The 20810-nt window shown below is 59.7% G+C and carries 23 protein-coding genes; 10 read left to right on the forward strand and 13 right to left on the reverse strand.

The window, feature by feature from the left end:
• Nucleotides 1–13 precede the first annotated feature (13 nt).
• The 3 genes from ndk (at nucleotide 14) to PO778_RS01700 (ending at nucleotide 1352) form a co-directional block, all read left to right on the forward strand.
• A complete protein-coding gene (gene ndk / locus PO778_RS01690) occupies nucleotides 14–436 on the forward strand; it encodes a nucleoside-diphosphate kinase (protein WP_271438392.1) in 423 nt (140 codons plus the stop codon).
• Between the two features lie 120 nt (nucleotides 437–556).
• A complete protein-coding gene (locus PO778_RS01695; protein WP_160729391.1) occupies nucleotides 557–991 on the forward strand; it encodes a nuclear transport factor 2 family protein in 435 nt (144 codons plus the stop codon).
• Nucleotides 992–1100: 109 nt separating this feature from the next.
• Nucleotides 1101–1352, forward strand: a complete 252-nt coding sequence (locus PO778_RS01700) for an HP1242/YdcH family protein (protein ID WP_271438393.1) — start codon at nucleotides 1101–1103, stop codon at nucleotides 1350–1352.
• Between the two features lie 9 nt (nucleotides 1353–1361).
• Here the strand turns inward: PO778_RS01700 and PO778_RS01705 are convergent, their stop codons facing one another.
• Genes PO778_RS01705 through purM form a run of 3 tightly spaced genes read right to left on the reverse strand, consistent with a single transcriptional unit; the run spans nucleotide 1362 to nucleotide 4631 of the window.
• Nucleotides 1362–2555 (reverse strand): sulfotransferase family protein, encoded by a 1194-nt coding sequence (locus PO778_RS01705; RefSeq protein ID WP_271438394.1) that lies wholly within the window; start codon nucleotides 2553–2555, stop codon nucleotides 1362–1364.
• Nucleotides 2555–3508 (reverse strand): phosphoribosylglycinamide formyltransferase, encoded by a 954-nt coding sequence (gene purN, locus PO778_RS01710; RefSeq protein ID WP_271438395.1) that lies wholly within the window; start codon nucleotides 3506–3508, stop codon nucleotides 2555–2557. The genes PO778_RS01705 and purN overlap by 1 nt, the downstream gene beginning before the upstream one ends.
• Before the next feature lie 16 nt (nucleotides 3509–3524).
• Nucleotides 3525–4631 (reverse strand): phosphoribosylformylglycinamidine cyclo-ligase, encoded by a 1107-nt coding sequence (gene purM / locus PO778_RS01715; protein WP_271438396.1) that lies wholly within the window; start codon nucleotides 4629–4631, stop codon nucleotides 3525–3527.
• A gap of 71 nt (nucleotides 4632–4702) precedes the next feature.
• Here purM and PO778_RS01720 point away from each other — a divergent pair, with 71 nt between their 5' ends.
• Genes PO778_RS01720 through PO778_RS01735 form a run of 4 tightly spaced genes read left to right on the forward strand, consistent with a single transcriptional unit; the run spans nucleotide 4703 to nucleotide 7755 of the window.
• Entirely contained in the window at nucleotides 4703–5992 is a 1290-nt protein-coding gene (locus PO778_RS01720; protein ID WP_271438397.1) for a heavy-metal-associated domain-containing protein, read from the forward strand.
• A gap of 17 nt (nucleotides 5993–6009) precedes the next feature.
• On the forward strand, nucleotides 6010–6621 hold the full coding sequence (locus PO778_RS01725; RefSeq protein WP_271438398.1) for a P-loop NTPase family protein: 612 nt from the start codon (nucleotides 6010–6012) through the stop codon (nucleotides 6619–6621).
• 46 nt (nucleotides 6622–6667) lie between these two features.
• The gene (gene epsC, locus PO778_RS01730) at nucleotides 6668–7372 is read left to right on the forward strand and encodes a serine O-acetyltransferase EpsC (protein ID WP_160729398.1); all 705 of its coding nucleotides are present in this window, start codon (nucleotides 6668–6670) and stop codon (nucleotides 7370–7372) included.
• Nucleotides 7372–7755: a DUF2794 domain-containing protein gene (locus PO778_RS01735; protein ID WP_160729399.1), complete on the forward strand. Its 384-nt coding sequence runs from the start codon at nucleotides 7372–7374 to the stop codon at nucleotides 7753–7755. The genes epsC and PO778_RS01735 overlap by 1 nt, the downstream gene beginning before the upstream one ends.
• 1 nt (nucleotide 7756) lies before the next feature.
• Here PO778_RS01735 and PO778_RS01740 read toward each other — a convergent pair whose 3' ends face one another.
• The 4 genes from PO778_RS01740 to PO778_RS01755 all read right to left on the reverse strand — a co-directional run bounded on the left by PO778_RS01740 (nucleotide 7757) and on the right by PO778_RS01755 (nucleotide 11471).
• Nucleotides 7757–8389, reverse strand: a complete 633-nt coding sequence (locus PO778_RS01740) for a DUF4328 domain-containing protein (protein WP_271438399.1) — start codon at nucleotides 8387–8389, stop codon at nucleotides 7757–7759.
• A 118-nt stretch (nucleotides 8390–8507) separates the two neighbouring features.
• Nucleotides 8508–9593: a hypothetical protein gene (locus PO778_RS01745; protein ID WP_271438400.1), complete on the reverse strand. Its 1086-nt coding sequence runs from the start codon at nucleotides 9591–9593 to the stop codon at nucleotides 8508–8510.
• Nucleotides 9594–9664: 71 nt separating this feature from the next.
• A complete protein-coding gene (locus PO778_RS01750; protein ID WP_160729402.1) occupies nucleotides 9665–10600 on the reverse strand; it encodes an SDR family NAD(P)-dependent oxidoreductase in 936 nt (311 codons plus the stop codon).
• A gap of 163 nt (nucleotides 10601–10763) precedes the next feature.
• The gene (locus PO778_RS01755) at nucleotides 10764–11471 is read right to left on the reverse strand and encodes an HAD hydrolase-like protein (RefSeq protein ID WP_271438401.1); all 708 of its coding nucleotides are present in this window, start codon (nucleotides 11469–11471) and stop codon (nucleotides 10764–10766) included.
• Nucleotides 11472–11532: 61 nt separating this feature from the next.
• Between PO778_RS01755 and glmU the strand changes: the two genes are divergently transcribed.
• The 3 genes from glmU to PO778_RS01770 are packed head-to-tail and all read left to right on the forward strand — an operon-like array spanning nucleotide 11533 to nucleotide 13786.
• Entirely contained in the window at nucleotides 11533–12882 is a 1350-nt protein-coding gene (gene glmU, locus PO778_RS01760; protein WP_271438402.1) for a bifunctional UDP-N-acetylglucosamine diphosphorylase/glucosamine-1-phosphate N-acetyltransferase GlmU, read from the forward strand.
• Nucleotides 12882–13514, forward strand: a complete 633-nt coding sequence (locus PO778_RS01765; protein WP_271438403.1) for a hypothetical protein — start codon at nucleotides 12882–12884, stop codon at nucleotides 13512–13514. Before glmU ends, PO778_RS01765 begins: the two co-directional genes overlap by 1 nt.
• Nucleotides 13511–13786, forward strand: coding sequence for an HNH endonuclease (locus PO778_RS01770; protein WP_271438404.1), 276 nt, complete (start codon nucleotides 13511–13513; stop codon nucleotides 13784–13786). Before PO778_RS01765 ends, PO778_RS01770 begins: the two co-directional genes overlap by 4 nt.
• A gap of 89 nt (nucleotides 13787–13875) precedes the next feature.
• On the opposite strand, the gene PO778_RS01775 is transcribed toward PO778_RS01770, so the two are convergent.
• From PO778_RS01775 to atpA, 6 genes are all read right to left on the reverse strand, one after another.
• Nucleotides 13876–14130, reverse strand: a complete 255-nt coding sequence (locus PO778_RS01775) for a DUF1153 domain-containing protein (protein ID WP_235903568.1) — start codon at nucleotides 14128–14130, stop codon at nucleotides 13876–13878.
• Nucleotides 14131–14333: 203 nt separating this feature from the next.
• Complete coding sequence (locus PO778_RS01780) at nucleotides 14334–16496, reverse strand: prolyl oligopeptidase family serine peptidase (protein WP_271438405.1); 2163 nt, start codon at nucleotides 16494–16496, stop codon at nucleotides 14334–14336.
• 145 nt (nucleotides 16497–16641) lie between these two features.
• Nucleotides 16642–16899 carry an ATP synthase F1 subunit epsilon gene (locus PO778_RS01785; protein WP_271438406.1) on the reverse strand — a complete coding sequence of 86 codons (258 nt, stop codon included), beginning with the start codon at nucleotides 16897–16899 and terminating at the stop codon, nucleotides 16642–16644.
• Nucleotides 16900–16904: 5 nt separating this feature from the next.
• Entirely contained in the window at nucleotides 16905–18362 is a 1458-nt protein-coding gene (atpD, locus tag PO778_RS01790; RefSeq protein ID WP_160729408.1) for a F0F1 ATP synthase subunit beta, read from the reverse strand.
• A gap of 23 nt (nucleotides 18363–18385) precedes the next feature.
• Entirely contained in the window at nucleotides 18386–19255 is an 870-nt protein-coding gene (locus tag PO778_RS01795; protein ID WP_160729409.1) for a F0F1 ATP synthase subunit gamma, read from the reverse strand.
• Nucleotides 19256–19281: 26 nt separating this feature from the next.
• Complete coding sequence (gene atpA, locus PO778_RS01800; RefSeq protein ID WP_271439324.1) at nucleotides 19282–20808, reverse strand: F0F1 ATP synthase subunit alpha; 1527 nt, start codon at nucleotides 20806–20808, stop codon at nucleotides 19282–19284.
• Nucleotides 20809–20810: the final 2 nt, after the last annotated feature.

Below are 20810 nucleotides of genomic sequence, written 5' to 3' on the forward strand. Positions count from 1 at the left end.
TAAGGAAATACCCATGGCGGTTACCCGCACTTTTTCGATCATCAAGCCTGATGCCACGAAGCGCAACCTGACTGGTGCAGTCACCAAGATGCTTGAAGATGCCGGCCTGCGTGTCGTTGCGTCGAAGCGCATTCACATGACTCGCGATCAGGCCGAAGGTTTTTATGCCGTTCACAGCGAACGCCCGTTCTTCGGTGAACTGGTGGATTTCATGATCAGCGGCCCGGTCGTTGTCCAGGTTCTCGAAGGTGAAGACGCTGTGAAGCGCAACCGCGACATCATGGGCGCAACTAACCCGGCAGACGCTAACGAAGGCACCATCCGGAAGACTTACGCCGAATCGATCGAAGCCAATTCGGTCCACGGCAGCGACAGCGAAGAGAATGCCAAGATCGAAATCGACTTCTTCTTCAACGAAGACGAAATCGTCGGATAAGCATCTCGCTCACGAGATATTGAGGCCCCGGTGGACATCAAAGTCCACCGGGGCCTTTGTGTTTTTGGCCATCTCGCGCGCAGATTCGCCTTATCTGTCTCAGTACGCTAGTGAATTTGAATGATCCGGAGTCGCAAATTTACGGTTCGCGCTTTTTTCGATGCACTGAATGCCTGCTCCCTCGAACGGGCGGAGCGGCTGATGGCACGGGATTTCGTGTACATCGATAGCTGTCAGAACTGCATCACGGGCAGGGACAACTGCCTGGAACTGCTGTCGCGGCTGTGGCAGGTCGACCCGTCATATCGGCAAGAGCCCGAAACCATTGCGCTGGTCGGGGGTCAGGCACTTGTCCAGGGCCGGGTCATCGCATCCGATCCAATCATGGCGAGCGACGACTTGCTTTTCGCGCTAAAGTTCCACCGCCGGAAGATCAGCTATTTCCAGAGTTTCCGGGGTGACAATCCGCCAGCAATGGCGAAATTGCTGATGCCCGAAGTGGCACAGCCGCTGACAATCTGTGATGCGCCTGAAGAAGTTGCCCAGCGCGCCTGATGGCCAATAGGCACATCGCGGCAACTGGCGAAATTTCGCAAATTTGATCTGGCGCAAAGCCGCCGCTGATGCCGCTGGTAAACTTTCCGCATAATTGGAAAGGAACCACATGGCACACACTCCGCATGAACTGGGCGCTGTATTCTCGAAGGATTCTGCGATTCTTCACAGCCTCAAGATGAATAACCCGCATTTCGTAAAGCTGGCCGACAAATACCACGAGGTGAACCGGGAAGTGCACCGGATCGACGCGGAGGTGGAGGCTGCATCCGACGACCGGATGGAAGAGTTGAAGAAGGAGCGCCTTGGCCTGCTGGATCAAATTACTGCGATCGTCAACGAAGCGCGCTCGGCGGCCTGACGCGAGCGCCTAACTGGCGTTTATCTTATCCAACTGCTCTCGGTGTGCCAGATGCGGGCTGCTTTCGCTGCGCTGCATCTGGCGCTCCATTGCGCGGACCGCTTCATCGGACAGTTCGATCTGCAGGGCGCTGTATATGCGCCGTATCTCGCCGAGCCAGTCGGCACCCAAGGCATCGAAACTCGCTTCGGCGATTGCACCGTCATGATGCGAAAGCGCCTTGGATAGTCTGGCTTCGCGCAAGGCCAGCTTTCGCTGCCATTCGCCTTCGATCCAATCCGGATCGACGCTGTCCGATTGCATCGCCATCTGGTTGGCCACCATCGACACCGAACTGCGGAGCACGTCATCATCATTGCGGCGGCAGATGACCAAACTGGCACCGGGAAACCGGGCCAGTAATTTTTCCAGATCTTCGGCGAATTGCGGAACTTTCATCACCCGAGGCTGGCCTGCATTCCCGTGATGGTTTGCATCGGTGCGCAGGATCCGTGCAAACTCCCGGTATACCGGCGCGGCGCTGCGCGCTTCGCTGAATGCCGTGTAGGAGGGGATGTGCCACTGCGCTTCATAGGCCGAATGGTCGAGCGCGCTGGCCAGCCAGCCAAGTTCTTCATCATATTGCGACGCGCCGAACGGGTGGATGGTGTCGATCCACGGGTTCAGCCGCCGGGCCCAGAACAGCGCCATTCCGCTCCATACCGGGCGCAAATCAGGTTTCGTCGGGACCGGGTGCCAGCTGTCGCAAAAACGTGTTGCCGTGTGCGCCGGATCGGCAGCAAGCAGGCGGTGGATACGGGTGGTGCCGGACCGCATCTGGCCGATGATTATGATCGGCTTTGCCAGCGGGGTATTCGGTATCGCGGGATCGGCGCGCCACATTCTGCCTAGCTCAAGCCGCTGGCGGATTGCCCTGACCAATTGCCCATAGGCGAAAGATTGCCCAATCGGGTTCAGCCTCGCCTCGGCATTGATCGACTGGCACAAAACACTAAGCCGTTCGCGGAAATCTGCGACGTCTTCATCGTTGCGTCCACCACGCTCGTCGTCCAAGCCGAAGCCCTTAGCCGCCTTTCGCCAAAGCCAGTCAGGCTCCAGCTCAATCGGTTTAAGCCACCCGCTGTCCCAAGCGCCTTGCAAGCGGGTGTTGAGTTTTCCGACAATCGGCGCGCGGTCTAGCAGGCTGGAGCGGGGCGGCGGCATCAGAACTGGTCGGCGGCATCATGCAGTTTGGTGAACTGTCTCGGCGCGACTTTGCGCCAGCTGCGTTCGAGCCAGTCGGCCACATGATCCCAGTCCACACCCGATCGGTTCAGGATCACGCCGATCCAGCCACTCGCCCCGTAATAGGCAGGTTTGAAATAGGCGTGTGGATGCGCTTCTACCAAACCCAGCAGTTCATCCATGCTGTCGGTCTTGACCAGTAGTGCGATATGTTCGCTGCCATGATGCTGGTCATTGAAGTGGGCGAAATACTTTCCGCTTTTCTCGGTGCCCACGCGCCAACCGGGTGAGCCGTGGCTTTCACGCTCGTGCGTTCCCGGCAATGCAAGTGCCAGATCGCGGACCTTTTGCAGCAGATGTTCCGGATCGTTTGCGCGGCCCAGATATTCGTTCACCACGCGCGGATAAAGCTGATGCTCGGCGATCTTGACCCGGTCGGCCAAGGTTTCCGGCGTGTCGCCTTGTGTGATGCGCACCTCGATCTGGCCCAGCACCTCGCCGGCATCGAGTTCGCTCGACACCAGGTGGACCGATGCGCCGTGAACCTTGTCTCCCGCCTCGATAGCCCGCTTGTGGGTTTCCAACCCGCGGTATTTGGGTAGCAGCGAGGGGTGGATGTTGAGCATCCGGCCTTGCCACCGTTCGGTAAACTCGGGCGTGAGTATCCGCATATATCCGGCCAGGATAATGCATTCGGCCCCAGCATCCCGCGCGGCCTGTTCCATCACAGCGTCATGATCTGGTCGGCTCATGCCCTGATGAGAGCGGGCAAAGGTGCCGACACCCTCGGCAGCTGCCAAGCCCAGACCCGAAGCGTCAGGGACATTGCTGGCGACCAATACCACTTCATAGGCGGAATTCGGCAGTCGGCTGGCATACAGAAGCGCTGCCATGTTGGTGCCGCCGCCGGAGATGAAGATGGCGGTTTTCACCTTGGCCGACGCCGTTTCAGGCAAGGTGGGCGGCTTCCCAGTCGGATTTCGCCGACCAAGTTCCGGCTGCCCCCTTCACGGTGCATCCGCGCTGGCCTTCGCCAATTTCACCGATGCGGAAGACGGTTTCACCGGCCGCTTCCAGTTCAGCGGTCAGGGCGGCAACTGCATCCTGTTCGACCGCCAGCACCATGCCGATGCCGCAGTTGAAGGTGCGGGCCATTTCCGCCGGTTCGATGTTACCTTGCGCCTGCAGGAATGCCATCAGGCGCGGCTGGTCCCATGCGTCTGCATCGACGGTGGCATGACTGCCTTCGGGCAATACGCGGGGAATATTTTCCAGCAAGCCGCCGCCTGTAATGTGGGCGAGCGCGGCAATCTTGCCGCCGCGAATCGCAGGCAGCAGGCTCTTCACGTAAATCCGCGTCGGTTCGATCAGAGTGTCGATCAGCAATCTGTCCGAATCGAACACCGCCGGACGGTCCAGTTTCCAGCCCTTGTCAGAGGCAAGGCGGCGAACCAGCGAAAACCCGTTGGAATGGACCCCCGAACTTGCCAGCCCCAGCAGCACCTGCCCGGGGGCGACGGCTTCACCGGTCAGTTGCTCGCCGCGTTCAACCGCGCCGACGCAGAAGCCCGCCAGATCGTAATCGCCGGCAGCGTACATGCCCGGCATTTCAGCCGTTTCGCCGCCAATCAGCGCACATCCGGCCTGCTTGCAACCGTCTGCGATTCCGGAGACGACCCGCTCCGCAATGCCGTTCTCAAGCTTGCCGGTGGCGAAATAGTCGAGGAAAAACAGCGGTTCTGCGCCCTGAACGATCAGGTCGTTCACGCACATTGCCACCAGATCGATGCCCACGGTATCGTGGCGATCGAAATCAATCGCGAGTTTCAGCTTGGTGCCGACACCGTCGTTGGCAGCGACCAGAAGCGGATCGGAATAGCCAGCGGCCTTCGGGTCGAAAAAGCCGCCAAATCCGCCAAGCTCCGACGTTGCGCCGGGGCGGGCGGTGGCTTTCACCATCGGCCCGATAGCCTTTACCAGCGCATTGCCGGCATCGATATCAACCCCCGCTTTTGCGTAGGTGTAGCTCTCTTGTGATGAATTATCTGCCGACATGACCACAGGCTTTAGTCATTCGCGCTTGGATTTCCATGCCCGTTTGGGCAAAAGGCCCGAAGTTTTCCCCGATGGCTCAATCCTTCGCCCTTTCACGCGCCCAGCGCCCCCTTTCCGGACACGCGATTCGTCAGACGATTGCGGTGCTGGTTGCGTTGGCGATTGCTGTTGTCGCTGGCCGCGTTCTGCAGGCGCAGGTGGAGGGTGATCGCGGCATCGCTCCGGTGACCAGCAGCATCGATATCGATGTCGGCGGCATCGAAGTCGACGTACGCGGCGATTCCGCAGAGGAAGCGCGCGAAGCCGGCTGGCGCGAAGCGCAGCGCAAGGGCTGGGCGAAGCTGGGCGGACCAAGTCTACCCGATTCGCAATTGGAGTCGTTGGTATCAGCCGTGGTGATCGAACAGGAACGGATCGGCCCGCGCCGCTATATCGCCACCCTGGGGGTCATTTTCGACCGCGCGCGCGCCGGTCGCTATCTTGGCGGCAACGCGCAGCGCTCTCAGTCTGCACCGATGCTGCTGCTTCCGGTAACACTGTCCGGCGGATCGGCGATGGTTTATCAGCAGCGCAACCCGTGGCAGCGCGTGTGGGCGGAATATCAGGCGGGTTCCAGCCGGATCAACTATGTCCGCCCGTCGGGCGCTGGCGGCGATTCGCTCATGCTGACTTACGGTCAGACGACCAGACGCAGCCGGCTGTGGTGGCGCAACATCCTCGACCAGTTTGGTGCTGCCGACGTGCTGGTGCCGATCGCGCGGCTGGAATATCAATATCCCGGCGGCCCGGTGAAGGGCTATTTCACCGCACGCTATGGTCCTGACAGCGAGTTTCTGGACAGCTTTACCCTGACTGCGAAAAACGATCAGGACTTACCCCAGATGCTGGCGCAGGCGGTGACCCGGTTCGACGATATATTCGAAGCCGCGCTTGCCGATGGGAAACTCCGCCCCAACCCGACGCTAAACGTGGGCGGCGAGGGTGCCGATCCGGTCCTTCAGCGATTGATCGAGATTGGCCGGGCAGCACAGGCACAGGAACGCGCGCAGCGTGCGGCCGCCGCTGCCGGTGAAACAGGTGAAGGCACTTCGCCGACTCCTACCCCGACCCCGACCGCTGCGGTCGTATCGAGCTACGTCGTTCAGTTCGCCAGCCCCGACGCCGGCACAATCGACGCGACGCTGGCTGCTGTTCGCGCCACTGCGGGTGTGCGCGGTGCGGCGACCAGCAGCATCGCGATTGGCGGCACATCGGTGATGAGCGTCAGCTATGGCGGCAGCCTGAGCGATCTGGCCGGGGCTTTGCGCGCTCGCGGCTTCACGGTTACACAGGGCAGCAACGCGCTCGCCATCAGCCGCTAGTCACAGGGCGCCGCGTAATGTCGCAGATTGCCCTGCCGCTCTCCCACCAGGGTTCTTCAGATCCCGACCGCATCGTCATCGGCAGCGCCAATGCGGCGGTGATCGACGCGCTGCAAAAGCCCGACAGCTGGCCTTACAAGACAGCGATCCTTGCGGGGGAGGAACGCTCGGGCAAATCGCTGCTGGGCAAATGGTTCGAAAGCTCGGGCATGGGCGATGTGATCGATGGCGCCGATGCCATGGACGAAACAGAACTGTTTCACAGGTGGAACAGGGCGCAGGAGGATGGCCGCCCGCTCTTGCTCATCAGCGATGCCGAGCAATGGGATATCAAGCTGCCCGATCTTCGATCCCGACTTGGGGCAGCCCTGCATCTGGAAATCACAACGCCGGACGATGAAATGCTGGCTTCTCTCATTGAAACCATTGCCATTCAGCGCGGTCTTGCACTTGGCGAAGGGGCGCTTACCTACCTCGTACCGCGTGCCGAGCGCAGCTTTGCCGCCATCGAACGTCTTGTGGAGACGATTGACCGGCTAAGTCTGGAACGTAAGGCACCAGCCACGCAAGGCATCTGGCGTGACGCGCTGGAGGCCGTGCAAGGCCCGGAGCAAGGCCGCCTTTTATAAGGGCGACCAACTTGCCTTTGGTGCCGTTTGATGGGAGAATCGGCCAATGTTCACTGGTCTGACCAATTATCTGGATTCCATCCGGGCACGCGATCCGGCACCGCGCTCGCGCTGGGAAGTGCTTACCTATCCCGGCGTCCTGGCACTGGGCCTGCACCGCGTGGCGCATTGGCTGTTCGGTGCGAAATTATATTTCTTCGCCCGGCTGATCAATCATATCGCTCGTTTCCTGACCGCCATCGATATCCATCCAGGCGCGACAATCGGTAAAAACTTCTTCATCGATCACGGGTTTACGGTGATCGGGGAAACCGCTGAAATCGGCGACAACGTTACGATTTACCAGTGCGTGACGCTCGGCGGGACGAACCCGACAAACGGTGTTGGCGGCAAACGTCATCCGACGCTGAAAGACAATGTCATTATCGGGTCAGGTGCGCAGATCATCGGCCCGATTACTGTTGGCGAGCGCGCACGCGTTGGCGCCAATGCGGTTGTCACCGACGATGTGCCCGAAGGCGCAACGATGATCGGATTGAAAGCGCGCTCTACACTTGTTCCGGCGGAAGAATGGCTCAAGGATTTCATTCCCTATGGCACGCCCTGCGATGAGCCATGCGAGGAACTGATGGAAACCGGCCCGAGGCGTATCGCTGAGCTTGAAGCCCAATTGGCCGCAATGCGCAGTGACCTGGAAGTCCTCAAGGCCGAGCGGGAAGTGCCAGCGCAGCGAAGCGGAACCGGCGACTGATGGCGTCAGGATCTGGGCCCGGCATGGGCGCGCTTGCTGATACACCAGGCCGGATCATCGCATTTCCGGGCCGCAAGCCAGCCCAAGTGGCGTTCGCACGTGATGAATTGCAGCGGATCCTCGATCTCTATGGCCGGATGGTCGCCGCTGGTGAATGGCGCGATTATGCGATGGAATTCACCAAGGATGTGGCCGTTTTCGATGCATTTCGCCGCGCGGCTGAACGGCCGCAAGCGCGGATCGAGAAGCGTCCCTCGTTGCGTAACAGGCAAGGCATGTGGACCCTGTTCGGCGAGCACGGACAGGTGCTTAAGCGCGGCCATGAACTGGCGGGCGTATTGGCTCCTATCGAACGTCGGTTGCTAAAGTCGGTCGACAGCTAGTCTATTCGAAAGCCTTCCAGGCGTGATTGCCTTCGCTTTGTGCCTGCGTGATTGCGCCGACCAGTTTGACCAGCATGACCGCCGAGATGACGAAAAGCAGGCTGGCAAATGCGGCCATCGCGAATTCCATCCAGGCAGGGGTCAGGAATACGATATTCGTCGCCGCATCGACTGTGACTTTGAGGAGCAGGCCGAGCGACAGGACGATCCCGATAATATAGGCTGTCCACCATGCCGCAACGTCGTCGACCGGTGAATGGGCGAGTTCGGGTACTTCACCGTGGCTTCGGTTATGCAGTTCGCGCATGGCGCGCATCGGCACGATCAGATTGATGAACGGCACGAAATAGCTGCCAACTGCCCAGCCTGCTGAATAGTCCAAATCGACATTCTCGTCGGCCAGGTTGCGATGTGCCTTGTAAACCCAGACCAGCGCGCACAGCATCAGGCCGAGAATGGAGATGGGCAAGATGAGGGCGGCAATGCCGACGATCATGGCCCATAACGGGAAAGCTGGCTCTGTTACCGAGCCAGCGGACACCACGATATCGACTGGCGGTTTGAATATTTCATACCCCAAGGCGCCCATCTGAAAAACCGTCGTGGCAACAAACGTCCAGGCGAAAATCTTCACTAGCGTCGCCCGCGTTCGCAGGCTGCGAACATTGTTCTCGAAACTCACCGGATACGGCCCCCAACAAAAAACCCCGCACATTTCTGCGCGGGGTTTGTTGCGAGTTCAAGTGGTTAAGTCAGCTAATCGCCAATTTCCCCGACACCGGCAGGCGCTGCTGCAATGCGCCGGGCAGGGCTTGGACCACTTTATTGCGGATTGGGCTCCAGAATGCTGAGAGCATTAGCAGGGCGGAACCAATCACCAGCGCGGTCAGTGCCACATTCAGTTCTACCGCACCGAAGCGGTCGAACAGGAATGTCAGCGCAACCAGCACGTAGGCCAGCGCAGACACCAGCAATGCGCGCCGGTCGATCGCCAGCGCAACCAATCCGAACAGAACATAGATGGCGAGCACCGCAACCGCACCGCCAAGGCCAATCGCACTGCCTTCTGTAACGCCCAGCGTGTGGAAAATGGGATGCGCGATCATGGGCGCTGCAAGCAGGTGCAGCCAGAACGCAACGTCGCTGCGGCGCGTCTGACGTTCGCGGTCGCTCGTGTCCCAGCGCATGGCGAAACCAAAGATCGCGAGGCCGACGATGAACACCATCGGCATCAGAACGCGGTCAGGGCTGTCGAGTGACGACGGACCAATCCCGGTAATGACCAGCGCGATTACCGTAACTGCCAGCGCGGCAGCGCCTGCGGCCACGGTAATGGGCACCATGAACCGGCGCCAGTGTGCATAGGCTGCACCGGCGGTGATCAGACCCGACCCGGCAATCAGCAGGCCGGCCAGGACCTCGTCACCGCGGCCAAAATTGTCACCGCCAAACGACATGACAATGAAGCCGAGCAAGGCGGCAAAAATACCGCCGACAAAGGCGAGCAGCAGCACGATGCTGGGCAGGGCCATGCGGCGTTTGCGCGTGAAAAATTCAGCCATGCCCCAGGCTGCACCCGCTACCAGCAAGCCGGCGAAAGGCGGCGGTCCGTCAATGTTCGGGGTCAGCGCCTGGCCGATACCGCCCATCGCCACCAGCAGCAGAACCGCTGCGATGGTCACGAAAATATCGTTGAAACTGTTGATTAGCCGGAAATGTTCTTCATCACCGGCTGGTGCCTCGCGCGATTGCCGCACGGAATTGCGCAAGGCGTCCGCGGCTTCTGCGCTCAATGCGCCGGTCGCTACCGCCGTGCGCAGATCGTCTTCTGTATACATTGGGCCTACTCCTCACCCTGTGGAAGGGATGGAGTAGGCCCAGTGTGTTACTGTGTCAATACAGTAGGCGCTTAGCCACGCGTGCTGGACGGCGCAGCATCAGGGCCGAGCACTTCCTGCATCGCCTTCAGGATAGCAGCGCTTTGTTCTGCACCCGACTGAGGGGCTTTGAGGTTGGTCATCGAATTGATGTCGTCCCAACGGGCTGCGAAACCTTCGACTGTGCGCTCGCCTTCCTGCAGCCAGACCGCGTCGTTCATGGTCACCCATGCGCTGTGGAAGCCGCCTGCACCGGCACCAACGATCTGGTTGGTCGGTGCATCTTCGCTAACGAGATACAGCGCAGCCGGGGCAACGTTTTCAGGCGAAAACAGCTTGAACGCTTCAGCCGGGAACAGGTCCTCGGTCATGCGGGTACCGGCAACCGGCGACAGCGAGTTGCAGCGGATGTTGTACTTCGCGCCTTCGAGGTGGAGCGTCTTGGTCAGGCCGGCAAGGCCGAGCTTGGCAGCGCCGTAGTTTGCCTGGCCGAAATTGCCGAACAGACCGGTCGAACTGGAAGTCATCAGAATACGGCCGTAGGCCTGTTCGCGGAAAGTTTCCCAGCAAGCCTTGGTCGCATAGGCCGAACCCAGCAGGTGGACTTTCACGACCAGCTCGAAGTCGTCCGGCGTCATTTTCGCGAAGCTCTTGTCGCGCAGAATGCCGGCGTTGTTGATCAGGACGTGGACACCGCCCCACTTTTGCTTGGCGTCGGCAACCATCTTTTCCATCTGGTCATATTCGGTGACCGAGGCTCCGTTGGCGATTGCTTCACCGCCAGCTTTTTCGATTTCTTCGACAACCTGTGCAGCCGCGTCCGAAGTGCCGGTGCCGTCACGCGATCCGCCGAGGTCGTTTACGACGACCTTCGCGCCGCGGCGTGCGAGTTCGAGCGCGTATTCACGGCCCAGGCCGCCACCGGCGCCGGTTACGATTGCTACGCGATCCTTGAACGAAATGGTCATGGCTTTCTCTCCATCTTGCTTTGGCCCGGGGGAGGGCCGAATTCCGAACGGGCTTTACGTTCCCGTAAACGTGAGGGTGAAGTGGCAGTTTATCGTGCCTGTTGCAACTGCGAACAAGCCGGTCCGCCATTCCGTAGCGTCGATAAACCGCCAATGCGGCGAATCAGGGGCGGGGGAGGCCGTGGAGCGCCGGAATCAGGCCGTCGAAACCATCGATCACGGCGTGTCCACCCAGTTCGTGCGGCGGCTTGTCGCAATAGCCGTACGCCGCGACGATAACAGGAACACCGGCTGCTTTCGCGGCGGCGACATCGTAGGAACTGTCGCCCACAAATGCGAAATGGCCGGTGCTGTCCTGAACGGCGGCGCAGCGTTTGCGCGCCTCGATTACCGGATCGGGGGCCGGCTTTGCCAGCAATTGCCCATCCCGGCCGCGGCCCATCGTGTCGCCACCGATTATCGTGACAAACCGATCCGCCAGGCCAAGCTGGGTGAGGATATCGGTGGCGAAACTTTCGAACTTGTTGGTCACTACCGCCATTTTCACGCCGTGTTCGGCCAACTGGTCGAGTGTATCGATCACCCCCGGATAGGGGCGCGAGTGGACCGCGTTGTTGTCTGCGTAAAAGGCGAGCATTTTCTTGTACAGCGCGCGGAAATCCTCCCGCTCCATACCGCCTTGGGCATCGACTGCGCGCGACAGCATGATCTTGGCCCCGCCGCCGATCAAATCCTTCGAACTGTCCACCGGCACCGGCTTGAAGCCGCCCAGTTCAAGCGCGTGATTGACCGCCTCGCCAAGGTCGCGAAACGTGTCGAGCAAGGTTCCATCGAGGTCGAAGCCGATGGCGCTGTAGGGAAAATGATTCATTGCCGTGAAGGGGTGGCTGAACTGACTTCAAACCGCAAGCGATTGCTGGCAAGGGAGCCGGATGAACAAATTTGCAGCCATTATCCTCGCCGCTGGCAAGGGCACTCGCATGAAATCCGACCTGCACAAGGTCCTGCACCCGATCGGGGGTAAACCGATGCTGTTCCATTTGCTGGACAGCTTCGAAGAATTGTCGCCTTCGCACACCGTTGTGGTGGCCGGTGACCGGCACGAGCAATTGCGCGATGCCGTGGCATACCGGAATGTCACGGTTTCGCTGCAGGAACCGCAGCTTGGGACGGCCCATGCTGCTCTGATGGCGAAGGATGCACTGGCCGGTTTCGACGGACTGGTGATGGTCAGTTTCGGTGACTGCCCGATGGTCAAGGCCGCGACTGTCCGCAAATTGTGTGATGCGCTCACCGGAGATACCAAGGTTGCGGTGCTCGGGTTCCGGCCTACCGATACTCTCGCCTATGGCCGCATTATCGCCGATGCCGACGGAACCGTGCGCAAGATGGTTGAGCACAAGGATGCCAGCGAGGAAGAGCGCAAATGCGACCTGTGCAATTCGGGCGTAATCGTGGCGCATAGCAACGACATCTGGCGCCTGCTCGAAAGCGTCGGCAACGATAACGCGCAAGGCGAATACTACCTGCCCGATGTCGCGACCAACGCGATTGCAGAGGGGAGCCGTGTGGTCGCGGTTGAAACCACCCCGGACGAAGTGGCGGGCATCAATTCGCGCGCCGAGCTGGCATCGGCAGAGGCGCAGTGGCAGACTTTCAAGCGGGAAGAGGCGATGGCCGCCGGTGTGTCGCTCAGAGCACCAGAAACCGTATTTTTCAGCTGGGATACCGAGCTGGGCCGCGATGTGGAGGTTGAACCCAACGTCGTCTTCGGACCCGGCGTGAAAATTGCCGACCATGCGACGATCCGCGCGTTCAGCCACCTTGAAGGGGCGACAGTGGGCGAACATTGCAGCGTCGGCCCTTATGCGCGCCTGCGCCCGGGTGCGGTGCTGGAAGAAGGCGCCAAAATCGGCAACTTCGTCGAGATGAAAAAGGCGGTGATGGGCAAGGGCGCCAAGGCAAGCCACCTGACCTATCTCGGCGATGCGGATATCGGGGCAGGGGCCAATATCGGTGCCGGAACCATTACCTGCAATTATGACGGGTATTTCAAGCACAAGACGGTGATCGGCGAACGGGCCTTCATCGGCAGCAACAGCGCGCTGATCGCACCGGTCATTATCGGCGCAGATGCGATCGTGGCGGCTGGCAGCGCGGTCAGCCGCGATGTGGGCCCGGGCGATTTGCGCATGGTGCGCGGTGAACAGCTGGTCAAACCCGGCTGGGCAGACCGCTTCCATGACGCGATGAAAAAGAAAAAGGCAGCGGCGAAGAAGTGATGCGGCGCGCACTGGCCCTGGCTTCATTCGCCCTGCTGGCTGGCTGTGAGCAGGCCGCAGACACCGCGCCGGAGGCCGCGCCAGAAGAAATCGCCGATGTGGTAGGTTCGCAAGCGCCAGACAAAGTGTCAGGCGCTTCGGATCCGTCTTCTGCGGCCGCAAATCCCGCGCCGCGCACGCCGGTCGACTGCACTGAGGAGGAAGAAACGATTTTCTCCTGCGAGATGGCGGCCGGCAAGCGTCTTGCCGTGTGCGCAGCGGCTGATGGGAAGGCGCAATACCGCTTCGGCAAAGACGCTCCCGAACTGGCGCTCTCGGGCGGCAAATGGTCGAACACCATGTATTCGGGCGGCGGCGAATCGCAGATACTGTTTTCAAACGGCGATACCGATTACATCGTTTTCAGCCGCATGATCCGAACCAACTTTGCGCCTGGCGAACCCAACAATCCGGCAATCAGCGATGGGGTCGTTATCATGCGCGGTGAAGAATTTGTCGGGATGCAGCTTTGCGCTGGCGGGCAGGCAGAAATGCCAGTCCAGTATGACGCAGCAAAGCGTGCGTTCGGAGAGATAGAGGATATCTTCACCGGGGCCACAATGCGCGCCGATCCGCCCGAAGTTGAACGTTGAGTGATGAACCAACCTGCTGGCTATGCGCACGGCCGTTTGCGAAACGGATACAGTGGCATCACACCGTGCCCAAATCCAAAAAGGGGCGGGACACGGTTCCGGTTCATCCCATCTGCCACAAGACGATCCATGTAACCTTCACCAATGCCGAACTGGCGAGAATGGGTGAAGATCGCGAGTTGATCCTGGCACATGAACGGGTGGCGAAATTCGTCCGGTGGGTAAAAGACAAACCGCCCGACTTTCACGCAAAGACCAGGAATTCGCGTTGATGCCGGGCGGCTCTTGGGGGCCAGAGTAACTTGCGAGCAGCCGGGACAAGAACGGCTGTCGCAAAATCGCCTATGCGGCGGTTATCAAGTCAGCCCAGTTCAAGTTCGCGGTGACGGTCTGTCTCTTTCGCAAACTGGCGCTGCCAGCTTTCGAATTCACTCCGGCTGAGCAGGTAATTCCACCTGGCCTCATCGAAAGTGATCAACTGATCGCGGACCGCCTTCACGACATCGGCCTTGCGGGCATCGGACCAGTGGACACGGTGATGCGGCGGCAGGCCGGCGCGCTCTATGCGAGAACGGACATCGCGGCGCATGGCACTTGGGGGTACGGCATTAGGCATTGTTAATTCTCCAGATTCAGCCCCCTGTTGAAGCCAAATCTTGCCGGAAATCCTTTATTCCGCCTTTCCAAACATGGTGAATTTCACCCTAACGATATTCCGGAAGGTGAAGCGTTTCAGGAACGCGCCGAGTTGCCAAGCTGCGGGTCCGCAAACGAAAAAGGGCGACCGCAGGGCCGCCCTTTCGTCTCATCGCAAGCTGGTTATTCGGCCGCTTCATCATCCTTGAGTCGCTGCAACAGGTAAACATATTGCAGAGCCTGGAGCCGCGCGCGCTGTTCGTTATCGACGCCGCCTGAATGACCGCCGGTCATATCTTCGTAGTAATAATATGGCTGGCCAAGTTCCTTCATGCGCGCCGCACCTTTGCGTGCGTGCGCCGGATGGGTCCGGTCATCTGCGGTCGATGCCCAGAAGAATGGCGCGGGGAAATCCACGCCGTCGACCAGCTTCTGATAGGGTGAATACCCTTCGATCCATGCGCGCTGTTCCGGAATGCGCGGATCACCATATTCGCCGATCCACGATGCGCCGCGTCCGATCTCGTGATAGCGCAGCATGTCGAACAGCGGAATTGCGACAATCGCTGCGCCGAACAGGTCCGGACGCTGTGTAAACGCCGTGCCGACCAGCAGGCCGCCCTGCGATCCGCCCTGGATGCCCAGATGTTCTGGCGAGGTAAAACCGCGCTCGACCAGATCGTCGCCAATGGCGATGAAATCATCCCAGGTGCGCTGCTTGTTTTCGCGGATCGCGGTCTGGTGCCAGCCCGGGCCGAATTCCCCGCCGCCGCGCATATTGCCGAGTACATAGGCTCCGCCATTTTCGAGCCACAGCTTGCCGGTGCTGCCGAGATAGCTGGGCAGGCGCGGAATCTGGAACCCGCCGTAGCCGGACATCAGGATCGGTGTGCTGCCGTCCAGTTCCATCCCCTCCGGCTTGACGATGAAATAGGGGATCTTGGTACCATCGGCGGAAACAGCCTCGTGCTGCTCAACCTCGAACCCTTCCGCGTTGAAATATTCCGGACTGGTCTTGATCACCTCTGGCGCCCCGCCGTCGGAATAATACAATGTAGTGGGGGTCAGGAAATCGGTGACGGAGAACATGATCTCGTCTGTCTCTTCCGATGATGCCGCAATGCCGACCGTGGCATTGCCGGGCAATTCGACTTCCTTCGATGTCCAGGCACCGTCTGTGAAATCGAAACGGATCACCTTGCCCACCACATTGTCGAGCATGCCGACATACAGATGGTTGGCAGTGATTGCCCCGCCGCGCTTCGTCTGGCGGTCTGCCGGTGCCCATACGAGCGTTTTGGCAGCGCCGTTGGGATCAGCTTTCCATTCCTCAAGATCAACCGCGATCAGACTGTCAGCAGGGAAAGTCTGCCCGCCCACCTTCCAGTCGACATCGGTCGAATAGAGCAGGTGGCCATCGACAATGCCGTAGGGTGCAGCCTTGAGCGGGATGTCGAGCTTCAGCCACTCGCCGTCCATGTCGACATAGTATTCGGTCTCGTGGAAACTGACGCCCCGAAATGCGGTGCGTGCGTGAACCTTGCCCGTGCTGTCGCGCAGCAGGCTGGCACCGGACCAGACGTCTTTGGGCGATCCGCGGAAAATCTCTTCTGCGTCATCGATCGACTGGCCGCGCTTCCACAGGCGGGTGGTGAACGGATATTCGCTTTCCGTCATCAACGTTTCGTCGAAATTGCGCGTGACCAGCATGGTGTCAGCATCCAGCCATTCGACGCTGCCCTGACTTTCCGGAAGGTAAAACCCGCCATCCACGAATTCACCGGTTTCCATGTTGAATTCGCGCAGCTCTGCCGCATCCTTCCCGCCATCGGACAGCGCGATCATGCACATCCGGCCTTCTGGGGGCAGACAGGTTGAACCTTTATAGACCCACTCTCGGCCTTCTGCGGCGGCGAGGGCATCGACGTCGAGGACCGTTTCCCACTCGGGATTATCGGTCTGATAACTTTCGCGCGATGTGCGGCGCAGCAGGCCTTTCGGGTTCTGTTTATCCTGCCAGAAATTGGTCAGTCCGAATTTGGAAAAGCTGACGAACGGGATGCGGTCTTCGCTGTCGTAGATTTCCAGCGCATCGTTTTTGAGCTTGTCGAAGCGCGGATCGCTGGCGAGCAGCTCGGTGGTGCGCTCATTCTCGGCCCTGACCCAGGCTAGCGCCTCGTCACTGCGGGCTTCCTCCAGCCAGATGTAAGGGTCTTGCTCAGGGCCGGGTACGCCATCATCAGTAGTTTGATCGGCCATTTCACCGGTGCTGTGATGGTCGGCGGCGGCAGGGGATGCAGTCATGGCAATGGCCGCCGCGATGGCAAGTGATGAAACAAGTTTCAAATGTCCTCTCCTGTGGGGATGTGCTGCCCTCACCTTGGGCAAGCGCAATGCGAATGTGAAGCGGTAATCGGGCACATTATCCAGGCGGCAAACGAAAAAGGGCGACCCGTGGGCCGCCCTTCAAAATTCGTGATTTGCTGACGGATCAGCCTTCGACGTGTTCCGCCAGAACGGTCAGGCCGTTGTCGCCCACTTCGGCAAAACCGCCGCGGACTTCGATTTCCTCGGGCGTGCCGCCTTCGGTCTTGTAAACCTGAACCGCACCATCGCGGACTGTCGACATGAAAGGCGCGTGGCCTTCCAGCACACCGAACTCGCCTTCCGCACCGGGAACGACGACCATGTGGACGTCTTCCGAGCGGACCAGCTTGGCCGGTGTTACGAGTTCGAAGTGAAGTGCCATATCGCTTAGGCGTCCTCAGCCATCTTCTTGGCTTTTTCGACTACGTCGTTGATGCCGCCAACCATGTAGAAAGCCTGTTCCGGAAGGTGATCGTATTCGCCTTCGACAACTGCCTTGAACGAGGCAACCGTGTCTTCCAACTGGACGAACTTGCCGGAGATGCCGGTGAAGACTTCCGCAACGTGGAACGGCTGCGAGAGGAACTTCTGGATCTTACGCGCACGGGCAACGGTCAGCTTATCTTCTTCAGAAAGCTCGTCCATGCCGAGAATTGCGATGATGTCCTGAAGCGACTTGTACTTCTGAAGCGTTTCCTGAACCTTACGGGCAGTCTCGTAGTGCTCCTGACCAACAACGCGCGGCTCAAGGACGCGGCTGGTGGAGTCGAGCGGGTCAACTGCCGGGTAAATGCCCAGCTCCGAAATTGCGCGGTTCAGCGTGGTCGTTGCGTCCAAGTGGGCGAACGAAGTTGCTGGCGCTGGGTCGGTAAGGTCATCTGCGGGAACGTAGATGGCCTGAACCGAGGTGATCGAACCCTTGGTCGTCGAGGTAATGCGTTCCTGCAGGTTACCCATGTCGGTCGACAGGGTAGGCTGATAGCCCACTGCCGAAGGGATACGGCCGAGAAGTGCGGACACTTCCGAACCGGCCTGCGTGAAGCGGAAAATGTTGTCGACGAAGAACAGAACGTCCTGACCTTCCTGGTCGCGGAAGTATTCAGCCATCGTCAGACCCGACAGAGCAACACGGGCACGCGCGCCAGGAGGCTCGTTCATCTGACCAAACACGAGAGCAACCTTCGAACCTTCGGAGATCGCTTCGCCAGCTTCGTTCTTGGCGATAACGCCAGCGTCGAGGAATTCGTGATAAAGGTCGTTACCTTCGCGGGTACGCTCACCCACGCCTGCGAACACGGACACGCCGCCGTGACCCTTCGCAATGTTGTTGATCAGTTCTTGAATAAGAACCGTCTTGCCCACGCCGGCGCCGCCGAACAGGCCAATCTTACCGCCTTTCGCGTAAGGTGCGAGAAGGTCGATAACCTTAATTCCGGTGACGAGAATTGCCGCTTCGGTCGACTGGTCGACAAAGGCAGGTGCTTCTGCGTGGATCGGGGCGGACATTTCCGCGCCAACCGGGCCGCGCATGTCGATCGGTTCACCGACAACGTTCATGATGCGGCCGAGTGTTTTCGGGCCAACCGGCACAGTGATCTGCTTGCCGGTGTTGATGACTTCCTGACCGCGGGTCAGGCCTTCGGTCGCGTCCATCGCGATGGTGCGAACGGTGTTCTCACCAAGGTGCTGGGCGACTTCGAGAACCAGCGTGTTATCGCCGTTCTTGGTTTCAAGCGCGGTCAGAATTGCGGGCAGTTCACCGGGGAACGCCACGTCGACGACAGCGCCGATGACCTGGGCAATCCTGCCATTGGTCGATTGGTTGAGTACGGGTGCGGTAGCCATGGTGTCTTCCTTAGCCTTCGATCTTAAAGCGCTTCCGCGCCAGCAATAATTTCAATGAGTTCAGTGGTAATCGCGGCCTGACGACTGCGGTTATACTGGATGGTAAGCTTGTTGATCAGGTCGCCTGCGTTGCGCGTGGCGTTGTCCATTGCGGTCATCGATGCGCCCTGTTCGGATGCAGCGATTTCCAGCAGGGCGCCAAAGATTTGCGTCTTCACATAACGTGGCAGCAATTCTTCGAGGATTTCCTCTTCGCCCGGCTCGTATTCGACCACGGCATCGCTGTCCGCTGCGCTTGCTGGCGCCGGAACCGGGATGATCTGATCGATAGTCGGGTCCTGCGCGAGAGCGGACTTGAAGGTCGGGTACACGAGATGGGCAACATCGAATTTGCCGCCATCGTACATTTCGACCAGCTCTTCAGCGATTTTAGCCGCTTCTTCGAAGCCCGGATAACGAACGTCGCTGGTGTCGAAGTGAGTGCCGATCTGGTTCGGGAAATTGCGCTTCAGAGGGGCACGGCCCTTCTTGCCGACCAGATAGAACTCAACGTCCTTGCCAGCGGCCTGCAATTCGCGGGCCTTGTTGGCAGCCGCCCGAACGAGGTTCGCGTTAAGACCGCCGCACAGACCCTTGTCGGTGTTCACGACCACCAGCAGGTGGCGCTTGTCCGAACCGGTGCCGGCGAGCAGCTTTGGTGCATCATCACCCGACACCTTGGAGGCGAGGGCGGCCATGACCGATGCCAGACGCTCTGCATAAGGGCGTGCGGCTTCGGCTGCTGCCTGCGCCTTGCGGAGCTTGGCGGCTGCGACCATTTGCTTGGCCTTGGTGATCTTCTGGGTGGATTTAACCGACCCGATCCGATCCTTGAGTTCTTTAAGGCTTGCCATGTCGGCTCCCTATTTCTCTCTCAGGCTTAAGCGAACTGCTTGGCGAATGCGTCGAGTGCCTTGACGGTGTCGTCCTTGACATCGTCGAACTTGCCGCTGGTGCGGATGGTCGCGAGGATGTCAGCGTGTTCGCTGCGCATGAAGCTCAGCATGGCGGATTCGTATTCGTTCACACGGTCCACCGGAATGCTGTCGAGATAGCCGTTGGTGCCAGCGAAGATCGAAATGGTCTGCTCTTCGAACGGCATGGGCGAGAACTGCGGCTGCTTGAGCAGCTCGGTCAGGCGCGCACCGCGGTTGAGGAGTTTCTGCGTCGAAGCATCGAGGTCCGAGCCGAACTGCGCGAAGGCCGCCATTTCGCGGTACTGAGCGAGTTCGAGTTTGATCGAGCCCGAAACCTTCTTCATCGCTTTCGTCTGAGCGGCGCCGCCAACACGGCTAACCGACAGACCCACGTTAATCGCGGGGCGAATACCCTGATAGAACAGGTCGGTTTCAAGGAAGATCTGGCCGTCGGTGATCGAAATCACGTTAGTCGGAATGTAGGCAGAAACGTCACCAGCCTGAGTTTCGATGATCGGCAGTGCAGTCAGCGAACCGCCGCCATTGTCGTCGTTCATCTTCGCCGCACGCTCGAGGAGACGTGAGTGGAGATAGAACACGTCACCCGGATACGCTTCACGGCCCGGAGGACGACGCAGCAGCAGCGACATCTGACGATAGGCAACTGCCTGCTTGGAAAGGTCATCATACACGATCACGGCGTGCATGCCGTTGTCGCGGAAGAATTCGCCCATCGCGCAGCCGGTATACGGTGCGAGGAACTGAAGCGGTGCAGGCTCCGAAGCGGTCGCGGCAACAACGATGGAATATTCCATCGCGCCGTTTTCTTCGAGGCTCTTCACGATCTGGGCAACGGTCGAACGTTTCTGGCCGACAGCTACGTAGATGCAGTAAAGCTTCTTCGTTTCGTCGTCGCCCTGATGCGCTTCCTTCTGGTTGATGAAGGTGTCGATCGCGACAGCCGATTTACCGGTCTGACGGTCACCGATGATCAGTTCGCGCTGGCCGCGGCCAACCGGAACGAGAGCGTCAATTGCCTTGAGGCCGGACTGCACAGGTTCATCAACCGATTTACGCGGGATGATGCCCGGAGCCTTTACTTCGACGCGGCTGCGCTTGTCGGCAACGATCGGGCCCTTGCCGTCGATCGGGTTACCAAGAGCGTCGACCACGCGGCCCAGCAGGCCCTTGCCAACCGGAACGTCCACGATGGTGCCGGTCCGCTTTACAACGTCGCCTTCCTTGATTTCGGCGTCGGAGCCGAAGATCACGACACCGACATTGTCGGCTTCCAGGTTCAGCGCCATGCCCTGAACACCGTTGGAGAATTCGACCATCTCACCAGCCTGAACATTGTCGAGGCCGTGGATACGGGCGATACCGTCACCAACGGAGAGAACGGAACCGACTTCGCTGACTTCAGCTTCGGTGCCGAAATTGGCGATCTGGTCCTTGATGACCTTGGAGATTTCTGCGGCGCGGATTTCCATCA

Origin of the sequence: Pontixanthobacter luteolus, assembly GCF_947494915.1 — a bacterium.
Taxonomy (GTDB): domain Bacteria; phylum Pseudomonadota; class Alphaproteobacteria; order Sphingomonadales; family Sphingomonadaceae; genus Pontixanthobacter; species Pontixanthobacter luteolus.

What these genes read in the sequence shown, in the direction of transcription:
- ndk (WP_271438392.1), top strand. Translation starts at nt 14, where the DNA reads ATGGCGGTTACCCGCACTTTTTCGATCATCAAGCCTGATGCCACGAAG.
- PO778_RS01695 (WP_160729391.1), top strand. Translation starts at nt 557, where the DNA reads ATGATCCGGAGTCGCAAATTTACGGTTCGCGCTTTTTTCGATGCACTG.
- PO778_RS01700 (WP_271438393.1), top strand. Translation starts at nt 1,101, where the DNA reads ATGGCACACACTCCGCATGAACTGGGCGCTGTATTCTCGAAGGATTCT.
- PO778_RS01705 (WP_271438394.1), bottom strand. Translation starts at nt 2,555, where the DNA reads ATGCCGCCGCCCCGCTCCAGCCTGCTAGACCGCGCGCCGATTGTCGGA.
- purM (WP_271438396.1), bottom strand. Translation starts at nt 4,631, where the DNA reads ATGTCGGCAGATAATTCATCACAAGAGAGCTACACCTACGCAAAAGCG.
- PO778_RS01720 (WP_271438397.1), top strand. Translation starts at nt 4,703, where the DNA reads ATGGCTCAATCCTTCGCCCTTTCACGCGCCCAGCGCCCCCTTTCCGGA.
- PO778_RS01725 (WP_271438398.1), top strand. Translation starts at nt 6,010, where the DNA reads ATGTCGCAGATTGCCCTGCCGCTCTCCCACCAGGGTTCTTCAGATCCC.
- epsC (WP_160729398.1), top strand. Translation starts at nt 6,668, where the DNA reads ATGTTCACTGGTCTGACCAATTATCTGGATTCCATCCGGGCACGCGAT.
- PO778_RS01735 (WP_160729399.1), top strand. Translation starts at nt 7,372, where the DNA reads ATGGCGTCAGGATCTGGGCCCGGCATGGGCGCGCTTGCTGATACACCA.
- PO778_RS01745 (WP_271438400.1), bottom strand. Translation starts at nt 9,593, where the DNA reads ATGTATACAGAAGACGATCTGCGCACGGCGGTAGCGACCGGCGCATTG.
- PO778_RS01750 (WP_160729402.1), bottom strand. Translation starts at nt 10,600, where the DNA reads ATGACCATTTCGTTCAAGGATCGCGTAGCAATCGTAACCGGCGCCGGT.
- PO778_RS01755 (WP_271438401.1), bottom strand. Translation starts at nt 11,471, where the DNA reads ATGAATCATTTTCCCTACAGCGCCATCGGCTTCGACCTCGATGGAACC.
- glmU (WP_271438402.1), top strand. Translation starts at nt 11,533, where the DNA reads ATGAACAAATTTGCAGCCATTATCCTCGCCGCTGGCAAGGGCACTCGC.
- PO778_RS01765 (WP_271438403.1), top strand. Translation starts at nt 12,882, where the DNA reads ATGCGGCGCGCACTGGCCCTGGCTTCATTCGCCCTGCTGGCTGGCTGT.
- PO778_RS01775 (WP_235903568.1), bottom strand. Translation starts at nt 14,130, where the DNA reads ATGCCTAATGCCGTACCCCCAAGTGCCATGCGCCGCGATGTCCGTTCT.
- PO778_RS01785 (WP_271438406.1), bottom strand. Translation starts at nt 16,899, where the DNA reads ATGGCACTTCACTTCGAACTCGTAACACCGGCCAAGCTGGTCCGCTCG.
- atpD (WP_160729408.1), bottom strand. Translation starts at nt 18,362, where the DNA reads ATGGCTACCGCACCCGTACTCAACCAATCGACCAATGGCAGGATTGCC.
- PO778_RS01795 (WP_160729409.1), bottom strand. Translation starts at nt 19,255, where the DNA reads ATGGCAAGCCTTAAAGAACTCAAGGATCGGATCGGGTCGGTTAAATCC.
- atpA (WP_271439324.1), bottom strand. Translation starts at nt 20,808, where the DNA reads ATGGAAATCCGCGCCGCAGAAATCTCCAAGGTCATCAAGGACCAGATC.